Source organism: Streptomyces sp. NPDC059897, assembly GCF_042730865.1.
Taxonomy (GTDB): Bacteria; Actinomycetota; Actinomycetes; order Streptomycetales; family Streptomycetaceae; genus Streptomyces.
Map to the genome: position 1 here is coordinate 34,333 of NZ_JBHWKQ010000056.1, position 13,412 is coordinate 47,744.

Genomic DNA, 13,412 nt, shown 5'->3' on the forward strand with positions numbered 1-13,412 from the left:
TCGACTCCACACCGGCCCCCGGCGTTGCGGCCCCGGGGCAGAGCCCCGAGGCCGCAACACACTCACGCCGGAAACCTACGTCCCACCCATCGCCACAAGAACTCCAGCAGCCCCGCCGCCAATGCCGCCACCCCGACGGCAGTCCACGGCATCACGGACCCCACCAGCTTCAACGCGAAGAAGTCCTGAAGCCACGGCACGACGAGAACCAGCAGGAAGCCGAACGCCATCGCCGCCACGAGCCCCACCCGCCACCACGTGTAGGGCCGGGCGACGATCGCCAGCACCCACATCGAGATGAGGAAGAGCGTCAGCGTCGCCGAACTGGTCTCGGCGGCGAGCGCGCCCGAACCCGCGTAGTAGTGCCGGGCGATCAGGTACATCACGAACGTGGCGATCCCGGCGACGGCCCCGCCCGGAATCGCGTACCGCATCACCCTTCGTACGAAGTTCGGCCGCGCCCGCTCCTTGTTCGGCGCGAGGGCGAGGAAGAACGCGGGGACGCCGATCGTCAGGGTCGACAGGAGCGTCAAGTGCCGCGGCAGGAACGGGTATTCCACCTGGAAGCAGACCACGAGCAGCGCGAGGATCACCGAGTAGACCGTCTTCACGAGGAAGAGGGTGGCCACGCGCGTGATGTTGCCGATGACCCGGCGGCCCTCCGCGACCACTGAGGGCAGCGTCGCGAACGAGTTGTTGAGCAGCACGATCTGGGCGACCGCGCGGGTGGCCTCGGAGCCCGAGCCCATGGACACCCCGATGTCGGCGTCCTTGAGCGCCAGCACGTCGTTGACGCCGTCGCCGGTCATCGCGACCGTGTGCCCGTGCGACTGGAGCGCGCCCACCATGTCCCGCTTCTGCTGCGGCGTCACCCGGCCGAACACCGTGCCGTCGTCGAGCGCGTCGGCCAGCTCCTCGGGGTCCTTGGGCAGCTTCCGGGCGTCGACGGTCTGCCCTTCGAGGCCCAGTTTGGCGGCGACGGCCCCCACCGACACCGCGTTGTCACCGGAGATGACCTTGGCCCGTACGTCCTGCTCGGCGAAGTAGCGCAGCGTGTCCCCGGCGTCGGGGCGCAGGCGTTGTTCGAGGACGACGAGGGCGGTCGGTTCGGCGCTCTCCACGACGCCCGCGCCTTCGAGGCCCTCGGGCGCGCGGGCGAGCAGCAGTACGCGAAGGCCCCGCAGGTTGAGCTCCTCGGTCTCCGCGAGCGCCGGGTCGTCCGCGGGCAGCAGCACGTCGGGCGCGCCGAGCAGCCAGGCGCTGTCCGTGCCGTTGCCCTCGCTGAAGGCGGCGCCGCTGTACTTGCGCGCGGAGGAGAACGGCAGGGCCTCGGTGCAGCGCCAGTCCTCGCTGTCCGGGTAGGCGTCGATGATCGCCTGGAGGGAGGCGTTGGGCCGGGGGTCGGATTCCCCCAGCGCGCCGAGCACTTTCCGTACGTATGCCTCGTCACGGCTGCCGCTACTGCTGCCGTCGCCGTCGCCGTCGCCGTCGCCGTCACCGTCGCTGTCGCCGAGGAGCCGCAGCTCGTGGACGTCCATGCCGCCCTCGGTGAGCGTGCCCGTCTTGTCGAGGCAGACCGTGTCGACGCGGGCCAGGCCCTCGATCGCGGGCAGTTCCTGCACGAGGCACTGCTGGCGGCCGAGCCGGATCACCCCGATCGCGAACGCCACCGACGTCAGCAGGACCAGGCCCTCGGGGACCATCGGCACGATGCCGCCGACGGTGCGCGCGATGGAGTCCTTGAGGTCGTTGTCCTTGACCACGAGCTGGCTGATGATCAGGCCGAGCGCGGTCGGGATCATCATCCACTGCACGTACTTGAGGATCGTGGAGATGCCGGAGCGCAGCTCGGAGTGGACGAGCGTGAACCGGCTCGCCTCCTCGGCCAGCTGCGCCGCGTACGCCTCGCGGCCGACCTTCGTCGCGGTGAAAGCGCCGCCGCCCGCGACCACGAAGGAGCCCGACATGACCGCGTCGCCGGGCTGTTTGAGGACGGGGTCGGCCTCGCCGGTCAGCAGCGACTCGTCGACCTCCAGGCCGTCCGCCTCGGCGCATGTGCCGTCCACGACGATCTTGTCGCCGGGCCCGATCTCGATGAGGTCGCCGAGCACGATCTCGGAGGTGGGGACGGCGACGGCGTTCCCGTCGCGCCGCACCGTGGGCCGGGCCTCGCCGATCACGGCGAGCGAGTCCAGGGTCTGCTTCGCCCGCCACTCCTGGATGATGCCGATGCCGGTGTTGGCCAGGATCACGAACCCGAAGAGGCTGTCCTGGATCGGCGCGACGCAGAGCATGATCACCCAGAGCACGCCGATGATCGCGTTGAACCGGGTGAAGACGTTGGCGCGCACGATCTCCGTCACGGACCGCGAGCTGCGCACGGGTACGTCGTTCACCTCGCCGCGTGCGACACGCTCGGCGACTTCTGCCCGGGTGAGGCCGGTCGCCCGGGACGGCATCGGTGCCGGGGCGACGGGATCGCCCGGATCGCCCGGACCGAGTTCCGTTCCCGCGTCGATGTGCGTCATGAAAACGACGGTACGGGCGATTTCGGGGGTTTACCCCTCGGGTGTGGAAACCTCACGGTCCGTGACGGCGGCGGCCGCGGCCCGCTTGAGCGCGGCGTCGCGCCCCCGCACGTACCAGATCCCGATCAGGCCGAGCCCGGCGCCGGCCAGGCAGCACCACACCCACCAGGTGATTCCGCGGTCCTCGAACCAGCCGTAGAACGGCAGCTGCACGAGGAAGAGGACGAACCAGAGGATCGTGCCACCGACGATGGTGGCGACCACGGGCCCCTCAAGGGGTTCGGGTGCCTCGTGCTTCGGGATCCACTTCGCCATGCGCACAGCTTACGAGGACCCGACGACAACCCGGTACAAGCCCCTCGCCGCAAGGGTCTACGCGCGGAGATAGCAAATTCGGCCTCATATGTTCATACTGAAACAGCCTGAGTCTGGCTACTTATGTTCGTATGAAACACCAGCGGAACATCGGGGAAACCCGCCGGAGACCACACGACGACCAGACTCGATCACGAACCCCCCGCCCGCATTTCACTGCTGAATACCGCTGAGGTCATCCATGTCCACTTCGGCCACCACCCCGGTCGATGTCAACGACTCGCCGCCGCCGGCCCCGAAGAACGGCTTCGACCGCTACTTCAAGATCACCGAACGCGGCTCGACCATCCCGCGTGAGATCCGTGGCGGACTCGCCACGTTCTTCGCGATGGCCTACATCATCGTGCTGAACCCGATCATCCTCGGCGGCGCGAAGGACATGTACGGGCACCAGCTGGACAACGGCCAGCTCGTGACCGCGACCGCGCTGACCGCCGCGTTCACCACGCTGCTCATGGGCGTCATCGGCAACGTGCCGATCGCGCTCGCCGCGGGCCTCGGCGTGAACACCGTCGTCGCCCTGCAGCTCGCGCCCCGGATGTCCTGGCCGGACGCGATGGGCATGGTCGTCCTCGCGGGCTTCGTCGTGATGCTGCTCGTCGCCACCGGTCTGCGCGAGCGGGTCATGAACGCGGTGCCGTACGGCCTGCGCAAGGGCATCGCGATCGGCATCGGCCTCTTCATCCTGCTGATCGGCCTCGTCGACTCCGGCTTCGTGACGCGCATGCCGGACGCCGCGCAGACCACCGTGCCGCTGCAGCTCGGCACCGGCGGTCACCTGATGGGCTGGCCGGTCCTGGTCTTCGTGCTCGGTGTGCTGCTGACCCTGGCGCTGCTCGTGCGCAAGGTGCCCGGCGCGATCCTGCTCGCGATCGTCGTCATGACGGTCGTCGCGCTGATCATCAACGCCGTCGCGGACATCGACCCGGCCTCGTGGGGCCTGACCGTGCCGTCCTGGCCCGGCAACCCGGTCGCCAGCCCGGACTTCTCGCTCGTCGGACAGGTCAGCCTGTTCGGCGGCTTCGAGAAGGTCGGCGTCCTGACCGGCATCCTGTTCGTCTTCACCGTGCTGCTGTCGTGCTTCTTCGACGCCATGGGCACGATCATGGGCATCAGCGACGAGGCCAAGCTGACCGACGAGAACGGTCAGATGCCCGGCATGAACAAGGTGCTGTTCATCGACGGCATCGCCGTCGCCGCCGGTGGCGCCTCGTCCTCCTCGGCCACCACCTGCTTCGTGGAGTCCACGGCCGGCGTCGGCGAGGGTGCCCGTACGGGCCTCGCCAACGTCGTCACCGGCGCGCTCTTCGCGGTCGCGCTGTTCCTCACGCCGGTCGTCACGATGGTCCCGTCCCAGGCGGCGACGCCCGCGCTGGTCGCGGTCGGCTTCCTGATCCTGGCCGGCGGAATCCGTGAGATCGACTGGAACGACTGGACGATCGCCATTCCCGCGTTCATCACGATGCTGATGATGCCGTTCACGTACTCGATCACGAACGGCATCGGCATGGGCTTCATCAGCTTCACGGTGCTGCGCGTGGTCGCGGGCCGCGCCAAGGAGGTGCCGGCCGCGATGTACGCCGTCTCCGCGGTGTTCGTCTTCTACTACCTGATGCCGGCACTCGGCCTCACGTAGTCGCGCGTCACGCAGTAGCGCCTTACGTCGTCACGTCTCCGTAGAACCGCTCCGTCTCCTCGACGGCGGTCTTGAAGCGTTCGTCGAAGTCGTCCCGAATGAGCGTCCGGACCACATAGTCCTGGACGCTCATTCCTCTTTTCGCGGCATGCACTTTGAGCCGGTCGAGCAGCTCACCGTCGATCCGCAGACTGAGCACTGTCGATCCCATACGGACAGGGTCGCCGGGCTCCGCGACCCGTTGCGTCACTTTCCGCGTTCGCCTCACTCGTATGGGTGATGAAACTTTTCTGCACTCCCGCCACAGGTGAAGAGGTGGTGGGGATCACGAACGCGTGCCGTGCGCCGGGTAGTCGTTAGACACAGTAATGAGTTACGCTAACGAACATGCCAGACCTCTCCCATGGCGACGACGCAGCCGCCGTGAACTCCCTGCGTTCCGCAGTGATGCGCCTGTCGCGTCGGCTCAAGCACCAGCGGGTCGACGAATCGCTGAGCCCCACCGAGATGTCGGTGCTCGGCACCCTGGCCGGATGCGGCTCCGCGACACCGGGTGAGCTGGCCCGGAAGGAGCATGTGCAGCCGCCGTCGATGACCAGAATCGTCGCGCTCCTGGAGGCCAAGGGACTGGTCCGTCTTGAGCCCCACCCGGAGGACCGCCGGCAGAAGGTCGTCACCTCCACCGAGCAGGCCGAGACCATGCTCGCGGAGAGCCGCCGCAAGCGGAACGCCTGGCTTGCGGGCCTCACCGAGGGGCTCGACGAGGACGAGTGGGCCAAGCTCCGCGCGGCCGCACCCGTCCTGGAGAAGCTCGCCCACCTCTGACCCCCCCTTCCCGGGGACCCACCGCGCAGGACGACCGCCGAGGAGGCGAACCCACTTTGAGTACGGGATCCGGAGCAGACTCCGCCCCCGCACCAGCCGCCCACGACACCACCGCCCGCCCACGCAAGCCCTCGATGTTCGCCAGCCTGAAGGTACGCAACTACCGGCTGTTCGCGACCGGGGCCGTCGTCTCCAACACCGGCACCTGGATGGCCCGCATCACCCAGGACTGGCTGGTGCTCTCCCTCACGGGATCCTCCGCGGCCGTCGGCATCACCACGGCGATGCAGTTCCTGCCGATGCTGCTGTTCGGCCTGTACGGCGGCGTGATCGCCGACCGCTTCGCCAAGCGGAACCTGCTGTTCTGCACGCAGGGCGCGATGAGCCTGTCCGGCCTCTTCCTCGCGGCGCTGACCCTCACGGGCAACGTCGAGGTGTGGCACGTCTACGTCGCGGCCTTCTTCACGGGTCTCGTCACGGTCGTCGACAACCCGACCAGGCAGTCGTTCGTGTCCGAGATGGTGGGCCCCGACCAGGTTCGCAACGCCGTCTCCCTGAACTCCGCGAACTTCCAGTCCGCCCGCCTCATCGGCCCGGCCGTCGCCTCCGCGCTGACCGCCGCGGTCGGCCCCGGCTGGGCGTTCCTCGCCAACGGCCTGTCCTTCCTCGCCCCGCTCACCGGCCTCATGCTCATGCGCACGCACGAGCTGCACGAGACCAAGCGCGCCCCGCGCGGCAAGGGCCAGCTGAAGGAAGGCCTGCGCTACGTCTCCCGGCACCCGGAGCTGATCTGGCCGATCGTCCTCGTCGGCTTCGTCGGCACCTTCGGCTTCAACTTCCCGATCTGGCTCAGCGCGTACGCGGACGACGTGTTCCACGGCGGCGTCGGCCAGTACGGCCTGTTCAACACGCTCATGGCGCTCGGCTCGCTGGCCGGCGCGCTGCTCGCGGCGCGGCGCCGCTCGACCCGCCTCAGGGTCCTGGTCGGTGCGGCGATCGGCTTCGGTGTCCTGGAGGTCCTGGCCGCGTGGGCGCCGGGCGTCTGGGCGTTCGCCCCGCTCATCGTGCTGCTCGGCATCCTCGGCCTGACGGTGAACGTGACCGCGAACTCCACGGTCCAGATGGGTACGGACCCGGAGATGCGGGGCCGCGTGATGTCCCTGTTCATGATGGTGTTCACCGGCGGTACGCCGCTGGGCGGACCGCTCTTCGGCTGGCTCGCGGACGAGTACGGGGTGCGGGTCAGCTTTGCCCTGGCCGGGGTGATCTGTGCGGTGGCCGCGGTCGGCGTCGGGCTGATGCTGGCCCGCGCGGCGAACCTTCGCCTCAAGGTGGACCTGCGGCGGGGCGAGCGGCATGTGCAGTTCGTGCCGCGTGAGCTGGCGGCGGCGGCGTAAGCCCCGGTGGCGTGTGATTCGTTGAGCCCCTGGGGCGGGTGAGCCGATCAAGCCCCTGCGGCGTCGCCGGCGGGGCTTGATGGGCCCAAGCCGCACGACACCGATCCGGTGAGGCCTGCCGGGGGAGCACCGGCGCTACCGCCCGCATCTGACGCTGGCGCGCAGCCGCGAGCCCCGGGACCTCGGCGCGTACGTGTCGGCGCTCGACGCCTTCGCGGGCACACCCTGGACCGTGGCCGAGCTGACGCTCGTACGCAGCCTGCTGCCGAGGTCGGGGGGCCGGGGGAGCGGCCGCGCTACGAGAAGGTCGCCGGATGGGAGTTCACGGGCACGCGTTAGTCTCGTTGACGTGGACCCGAAGACCCGTAACCGGATCATGGCCGGTGTGCTCGTGCTGATGTTCTTCGTCGTGGCTGTCGCGGCGGCCGTCGGCCAGTAGTCGACCGAAGGCCGCCGCGCACCGGCGTGGCCGATTACCGGCCGATCACCAGGCGAAGGCCTCCGGCGAAGGACCCGGACCCGGGAAGATCTCGTCCAGGCCGGACAGCACCTCCTCGCTCAGCTCGAGCTCGACCGCGCGCAGCGCCGAGTCCAGCTGCTCCTGCGTGCGCGGGCCGACGATCGGGCCGGTGACGCCGGGCCGGGTGAGCAGCCAGGCCAGCGCCGCCTCGCCGGGCTCGATGCCGTGCTTGTCCAGCAGGTCCTCGTACCGCTGGACCTGCTCACGCACCTTCGTGTTCTCCAGCGCGGAGGCGGAGCGGCCCTCGGCCCTGCGCTTGCCCTCGTTCTCCTTCTTGAGCACGCCGCCGAGCAGCCCGCCGTGCAGCGGGGACCACGGGATGACGCCGAGGCCGTAGTCCTGCGCGGCCGGGATGACCTCCATCTCGGCGCGGCGCTCGGCGAGGTTGTAGAGGCACTGCTCGCTGACGAGGCCGACGCGGCCGTGCGCCCTGGCCAGTTCGTTGGCCTGGGCGATCTTGTAGCCGGGGAAGTTCGAGGACCCCGCGTAGAGGATCTTGCCCTGCTGGATCAGTACGTCGATGGCCTGCCAGATCTCCTCGAACGGCGTCGACCGGTCGATGTGGTGGAACTGGTAGACGTCGATGTAGTCGGTCTGAAGCCGCTTGAGTGAGGCGTCGACGGCGCGGCGGATGTTCACCGCGCTGAGGTGGTCGTGGTTCGGCCAGACCGGCCCGTCGCCGCCCATGTTCCCGAACACCTTGGTTGCAAGGACCGTCTTGTCGCGCCGGCCGCCGCCCTTGGCGAACCAGGTGCCGATGATCTCCTCGGTACGGCCCTTGTTCTCGCCCCACCCGTAGACGTTCGCGGTGTCGAAATAGTTGATGCCGCTGGTCTGCGCCGCGTCCATGATGGCGTGACTGGCGGCCTCGTCGGTCTGCGGCCCGAAGTTCATGGTGCCGAGGACGAGCCGGCTGACCTTAAGACCCGTGCGTCCGAGCTGTGTGTACTTCATGTCTGCCATGGCTCCATAGCCAAGGACGTGGAGTGCGCTCTAGGCAAGCGTGCGCGGGGCAGTCGCTTTGTAAGGCCCCCCGATCCCCCACGCCTGATGCAGCGCGTCCGCGAAGGCGGAGGCCAGTTTGTGCTCGCCGGAGGCGTTGGGGTGGGTGCCGTCGTACGTGTCGTGGTGGATGTCGTACGAGTCCGGGACGGAGGCCAACAGGAGGGGCGAGCGGGGCTCGTCGAGGTCCGCGACCGTCTTCGCCAGGAGGGTGTTGAAGTGGGCGACCTCGGCGGCGAACGGGGCGTCCGTCTCCGCCCGGACGTTGGGGATCACGGGGAGCAGGACCATGCGGACGGCCGGGTTCGCGCGGCGGGCCTCGGCGACGAAGCGGCGGGTGTTCGCCGCCGTCTGCTCGGCGTCGGTGTAGAAGCCGAGGTCTATCAGGCCGAGCGAGACGAGGAGGACGTCGGCGCGGGCGGTGGTCACCGCGTCGGCGATCGTGGGCGCCATGTGCTGCCAGCCCTCGCCCCAGCCGGCGAGGTGGTGCTGCGGGAAGTCCGGGTCCGCGTACGCGTGGCTGTCGCCGTGCAGGGCGGTGCGGGGGCCGACCAGGGTGTGCGGGGTCGAGTGGGCGCGCAGATGCTGCCAGAAACGCAGGCGCCAGGTGTGCTCCCCGGCGCTCCCAATGGTCATCGAGTCGCCGACCGGCATGAACCTGAGCATCCGCTCATCATCGTCGATCACGCCGGGTACGTGCGTGTGAGCCCCAACACGCCTGGCAAGCTGGGGGCATGCGTGCGTATCTGGGGGCGGCCGGGGTCGCCGCAGTCCTCCTTCTCGGCGCGGCCTCCGGTCCCGCGGTCGCCGACTCCCGTTCCGTGGGCTCCGACGGGTTCACGATCAAGGACCCGCGGATCACGGAGTCCAGCGGCCTGGCCGCCTCGCGGGCCCACCCCGGCGTCTACTGGACGCACAACGACAGCGACGACGGCGCCTACTTGTTCGCCGTCGACGGCCGGACCGGGAAGACGCTCGCCACGATCACGATGTCCGGCGTCGGTTCCCCGCGCGACGTCGAGGCGATCTCGGTCGGCTCCGACGGGAACATCTACGTCGGCGACATCGGCGACAACCTCGGCGGCAAGTGGGACCACGTGTGGATCTACAAGCTGCCCGAGCCGAAGAAGCTCGCCGACCAGACGGTGCGGGCCACCCAGTACGACGTGAAGTACGCCGACGGCCCGCGCAACGCCGAGGCGATGATGGTCCATCCGAGGACCGGCCGCGTCTACATCGTCGAGAAGGGCGACGACGGCGGCGGCCTGTACGAGGGCCCGGACACGCTGAACCCCTCCGCCACCAACACCTTCAGCCGTATCGCCGAGATCGACCTGTGGGCGACGGACGCCGCGTTCTCCCCCGACGGCAAACAGCTCGCCGTACGCGGCTACTTCGGCGGCATCGCGTACAAGTGGAAGGACGGGAAGCCCGAGCGGCAGGGCCGGCTGAGCGTGCCGATGCAGCCGCAGGGCGAGTCCGTGACGTACACGCCCGACGGGAAGACCCTGCTGTACGGGAGCGAGGGGCAGGGCAGCGAGGTGGAGCCCGTGGAGGTCGAGGGCGCGGGCGGCTCCGGTGACGGCTCCAACTCGGCCACGGACCAAGGCGGTTCGGGCGGTGACGACGGCGGGAGCGGCTTCACCGGGAAGGCAGGGGCGGTCGGTGCCGCCGTCGTCGTCATCCTGCTGTTCGGGATCGGCAGGCTGCTGCGCCGCCCGAAGAACCGTTGACCTACTCGCCCAGCACGCGCACTTCGTAGTGCAGCGTCCGGTCCCGCCGCACCTTATGGGTGAGCGGCACCGCGACGCCGTGCAGGAACGGGTACTTGCGGCGGATCAGCGAGGCCGCGTGCCGGGCCTCGTCGCTGCCCTGGTCGAGCAGCCGGACCCGCCCCTTGAACGGGGGACCGGTCGGCGCGCCGCGCACGGTGGACGGCGCGATCTCCACCTCCGGGTTGTTGCGCATCCGCTTGACCTTCCAGGCCTTGCCGTAGGTCCGGATGTACGCGTGGTCGCCCTCGACCGCGATGTTCACAGGAGTGCCGACGCCGGTGCCGTCCTTCTTGTGACTGGTGAGCAGGACGGCGTACTGCTTGACGAACGGGGCGAGCGCGGGGCTCGGATCGGGCTTGTCTGTCGTCATACGTCCATGGATGCACCGACGGGGCCTTCTGTCACCTCTTGGCGCGCGCCGCGACGAGAACGTCGAGCCCGTCCAGGATCCGCTGAAGCCCGAACTCGAAGTGGTCGAAGCCGGGGCCGAACGTGTCCTCGGAGAGCGACGCCATCACCGGATACGCGCCGCTGGCCATGGCGGCCTCCAGGGAGGGCTGCTGCGCCGCCCAGAACGCGGCGTCCGTCATGCCCGACGTCGTCTCCGCCTCCTGCTCGTAGACGCGGGTGCGCGCGACCCCGGACACGTACCCGTCGACCATGACCAGGACGGAGAGCAGCTCCGGGTCCGTGAGGCCCATCGGCTTGATGCGGGCCATCATCTTCTCCATCGAGGCCAGCGCGCCGGGGCCGATCACGGGGCGGGCCTGGTTGACCTGGAGCAGCCAGGGGTGGCGCTGGTAGAGCGCGAGGGTCTCACGGGCCATCGTGGCGACGGCGTCCCGCCACGTCCCGTCGCCGAGCGCGGCCGGGTCCTCGTACGGGGTCTGCACCCGGTCCAGCATCAGGTCGAGCAGCTCGGCCTTGCCCGGCACGTACCGGTACAGCGACATGGTGCCGGTGCCCAGGTCGGTGGCGAGCCGGCGCATCGACACGGCGCCGATCCCCTCGGCGTCCGCGACCTCGACGGCGACCTCGACGATCCGGTCGAGCGAGAGCGCCGGCTTCGGCCCCCGGCTCGGCCGGCCCCCCGTGCCCCACAGCAGCTCCATGCTGCGCCGGATGTCGCCGCTGCCGGAGGTCTCGGCGCTGCTGTTCGTGCCCTGGGTGCCGCTGGTCATGGGGTTCAGCGTAAACCTCTGGCGAAAAACTGAGTACGGTGTACTCTGATTTGGGTACGGTGTACTCAGTTTGCTCGGGGGGGTGTTCCGATGACGGTTCCGATGACCGTTTCGATGACGACGGGTGGAGGAGGAGTCGTGGCCGACGGGGATCGCGATCACGCGGTGCGGGCCGAGGGGCTCGTGAAGCGGTACGGGGACAAGCGCGCGCTGGACGGGTTCGATCTGACGGTCCGGCGCGGCACGGTGCACGGTCTGCTGGGGCCGAACGGGGCGGGCAAGACGACCGCGGTGCGCGTGCTCGCCACGTTGCTGAGGTTCGACGAGGGGCGGGCCGAGGTCGGCGGTGTGGACGTGACGGCCCGGCCGCGCGAGGTGCGCCGCCGCATCGGGCTCACGGGTCAGTACGCGGCGGTGGACGAGGTGCTCACGGGCCGGCAGAACCTGGAGATGTTCGGCCGGCTCTTCCATCTCGGCGGGCGCCGGGCGAGGGCGCGGGCGACCGAACTGCTCGACCAGTTCGGGCTCGCGGACGCGGGCGGCAAGGGGGTGGGCGGCTACAGCGGCGGCATGCGGCGCCGCCTCGACCTCGCGGCGTCCATGATCCTCACGCCGGACGTGCTGTTCCTGGACGAACCGACGACGGGGCTCGATCCGCGGGGCCGGGGCGAGGTCTGGGACAGCGTCCGGGAGCTGGTGGCGGCGGGCACGACGGTGCTGCTCACCACGCAGTACCTGGAGGAGGCCGACAAGCTGGCCTCGCGGATCACCGTCATCGACCAGGGGCGGGCCATCGCCGACGACAGCCCGGAGGGCCTCAAGCGGTCCGTCGGCGGGGACCGGGTCGAGGTCGTGGTGGCGGAGCCGGCCGAGCTGCCGCTCGCCGCGAAGATCCTCGCCCGGAGCGGCGGAGAACCGGTGGTCGACGAGGAGGCGCTGCGGGTGCACGCGCCGGTCGCCGACCGGGTCGCGGCGCTCACGGACGCGGCGCGCACGCTCCAGGACGAGGGCGTCGCGGTCGAGGACATCGGGCTGCGCAGGCCGAGCCTCGACGATGTGTTCCTGCAGCTGACGGGGAGGGCCGCGTGATGAGCGGGGCGACGATGTACTGGGCGGTGGCCGACTGCTGGAACGTGGTGCGGCGCGGTCTCACGCACTACCAGCGGCAACCGGTCAACATCGCCTGGCAGTTGGGCTTCCCGATCCTGTCGGTGCTGCTGTACGGGTACGTGTTCGGCAGCGCGATGGTGGTGCCGGGCGGCGGGGACTACCGGGACTTCCTGATGCCGGGGATGTTCGCGATGACGATGGCCTTCGGCTTCATCAACACGGCGACGCTCGTGGTGCACGACGCGACGAAGGGGGTCATCGACCGGTTCCGCTCGATGCCGATGGCGCCTTCGGCGGTGGTGTCGGGGCGCGGGGTGACCGATCTGCTGGTCGCCTGCGCGGAGTTGGCGATCCTGATGCTGACGGCGTTGGCGATCGGCTGGCGGCCGGACGGCGGGGTGCTGGGCGGCCTCGCGGCCTTCGCCCTCCTGCTGTGGCTGCGGTTCGCGCTGATCTGGCTCGGGGTGTGGCTCGGGCTGCTGGTCCCCAACCCGGAGGCGGCGGGCGGGCTCTTCGCGGTCGCCTTCCCGCTGACGATGATCTCCAGCATCTTCGTCGCGCCGCAGCTGATGCCGGACTGGCTGGGGGCGGTCGCCGCGTGGAACCCGATATCGTCCACGGTCGCGGCGACCCGAGAACTCTTCGGGTCCCCCGTGGGGGCGGGCGACTCCTGGGTGGAACAGCACGCGCTGCTGATGGCCTTCGTGTGGCCGGTGATACTCACGGCCCTGTTCCTGCCGCTCGCCGTCCGGCGGTTCCAGCGCCTTGGCCGTTGACCGGCACCGTGGTTGCGGCCACGGGGCTCTGCCCCGGCCCCCGCTGCTCAATCGCCGCAGGGGCTCGAAATGGTCACCCGTGCCCGGGGGCGAATTGCTCAACTCGCGCTGGGGCTTGAGTTGCTCAGCCCGCGCCCGGGGCTGGATTGCTTGAGTGGCGCCGGAGGCTGAAATGCGCGATCGCCGGCGGGGCTTGGTATTTCAAGCCCCGCCGGCGATTGAGGCGCGGGGTCCCGGGGGGGGCCCCCAGACGTTGACGCCCAGTCTCGTATAAACAAAAACCAGCC

Annotated in this window: 13 protein-coding genes and 1 pseudogene; 7 read left to right on the forward strand and 7 right to left on the reverse strand. The window is 69.8% G+C overall.

Annotation, left to right across the window (positions count from 1 at the left end; all coding sequences use genetic code 11):
* Positions 1-62: 62 nt before the first annotated feature.
* Together ACFV9W_RS35775 and ACFV9W_RS35780 are read right to left on the reverse strand one after the other, a co-directional pair.
* Positions 63-2,528: an HAD-IC family P-type ATPase gene (locus ACFV9W_RS35775; protein WP_385769622.1), complete on the reverse strand. Its 2,466-nt coding sequence runs from the start codon at positions 2,526-2,528 to the stop codon at positions 63-65.
* 30 nt (positions 2,529-2,558) lie between these two features.
* Positions 2,559-2,843: a DUF2530 domain-containing protein gene (locus tag ACFV9W_RS35780; protein WP_385769624.1), complete on the reverse strand. Its 285-nt coding sequence runs from the start codon at positions 2,841-2,843 to the stop codon at positions 2,559-2,561.
* Between the two features lie 241 nt (positions 2,844-3,084).
* On the opposite strand from ACFV9W_RS35780, the gene ACFV9W_RS35785 reads away from it, so the two are divergent.
* Positions 3,085-4,539 carry an NCS2 family permease gene (locus tag ACFV9W_RS35785; protein WP_385769626.1) on the forward strand — a complete coding sequence of 485 codons (1,455 nt, stop codon included), beginning with the start codon at positions 3,085-3,087 and terminating at the stop codon, positions 4,537-4,539.
* Between the two features lie 22 nt (positions 4,540-4,561).
* Here the strand turns inward: ACFV9W_RS35785 and ACFV9W_RS35790 are convergent, their stop codons facing one another.
* Entirely contained in the window at positions 4,562-4,750 is a 189-nt protein-coding gene (locus ACFV9W_RS35790; protein ID WP_266712647.1) for a ribbon-helix-helix protein, CopG family, read from the reverse strand.
* Between the two features lie 176 nt (positions 4,751-4,926).
* Here ACFV9W_RS35790 and ACFV9W_RS35795 point away from each other — a divergent pair, with 176 nt between their 5' ends.
* From ACFV9W_RS35795 to ACFV9W_RS35805, 3 genes and pseudogenes are all read left to right on the forward strand, one after another.
* Positions 4,927-5,364 carry a MarR family winged helix-turn-helix transcriptional regulator gene (locus ACFV9W_RS35795; protein ID WP_385769628.1) on the forward strand — a complete coding sequence of 146 codons (438 nt, stop codon included), beginning with the start codon at positions 4,927-4,929 and terminating at the stop codon, positions 5,362-5,364.
* A gap of 56 nt (positions 5,365-5,420) precedes the next feature.
* A complete protein-coding gene (locus tag ACFV9W_RS35800; RefSeq protein WP_385769630.1) occupies positions 5,421-6,761 on the forward strand; it encodes an MFS transporter in 1,341 nt (446 codons plus the stop codon).
* Positions 6,762-6,915: 154 nt separating this feature from the next.
* Positions 6,916-6,975, forward strand: a pseudogene (locus ACFV9W_RS35805) (hypothetical protein); the annotation flags it as partial.
* Positions 6,976-7,245: 270 nt separating this feature from the next.
* Here ACFV9W_RS35805 and ACFV9W_RS35810 read toward each other — a convergent pair.
* A complete protein-coding gene (locus tag ACFV9W_RS35810; protein WP_385769644.1) occupies positions 7,246-8,235 on the reverse strand; it encodes an aldo/keto reductase in 990 nt (329 codons plus the stop codon).
* 39 nt (positions 8,236-8,274) lie between these two features.
* Entirely contained in the window at positions 8,275-8,949 is a 675-nt protein-coding gene (locus ACFV9W_RS35815) for an SGNH/GDSL hydrolase family protein (RefSeq protein WP_385769646.1), read from the reverse strand.
* A gap of 68 nt (positions 8,950-9,017) precedes the next feature.
* On the opposite strand from ACFV9W_RS35815, the gene ACFV9W_RS35820 reads away from it, so the two are divergent.
* Positions 9,018-10,016: a WD40 repeat domain-containing protein gene (locus ACFV9W_RS35820; RefSeq protein WP_385769632.1), complete on the forward strand. Its 999-nt coding sequence runs from the start codon at positions 9,018-9,020 to the stop codon at positions 10,014-10,016.
* Position 10,017: 1 nt separating this feature from the next.
* Here the strand turns inward: ACFV9W_RS35820 and ACFV9W_RS35825 are convergent, their stop codons facing one another.
* On the reverse strand, positions 10,018-10,428 hold the full coding sequence (locus tag ACFV9W_RS35825; protein WP_385769634.1) for a PPOX class F420-dependent oxidoreductase: 411 nt from the start codon (positions 10,426-10,428) through the stop codon (positions 10,018-10,020).
* Between the two features lie 31 nt (positions 10,429-10,459).
* A complete protein-coding gene (locus ACFV9W_RS35830) occupies positions 10,460-11,239 on the reverse strand; it encodes a TetR/AcrR family transcriptional regulator (protein ID WP_385769636.1) in 780 nt (259 codons plus the stop codon).
* 114 nt (positions 11,240-11,353) lie between these two features.
* Here ACFV9W_RS35830 and ACFV9W_RS35835 point away from each other — a divergent pair, with 114 nt between their 5' ends.
* Together ACFV9W_RS35835 and ACFV9W_RS35840 are read left to right on the forward strand one after the other, a co-directional pair.
* Positions 11,354-12,328 carry an ATP-binding cassette domain-containing protein gene (locus ACFV9W_RS35835; RefSeq protein WP_385769648.1) on the forward strand — a complete coding sequence of 325 codons (975 nt, stop codon included), beginning with the start codon at positions 11,354-11,356 and terminating at the stop codon, positions 12,326-12,328.
* On the forward strand, positions 12,328-13,125 hold the full coding sequence (locus ACFV9W_RS35840) for an ABC transporter permease (RefSeq protein ID WP_385769638.1): 798 nt from the start codon (positions 12,328-12,330) through the stop codon (positions 13,123-13,125). Before ACFV9W_RS35835 ends, ACFV9W_RS35840 begins: the two co-directional genes overlap by 1 nt.
* The last annotated feature ends 287 nt before the right edge of the window (positions 13,126-13,412 follow it).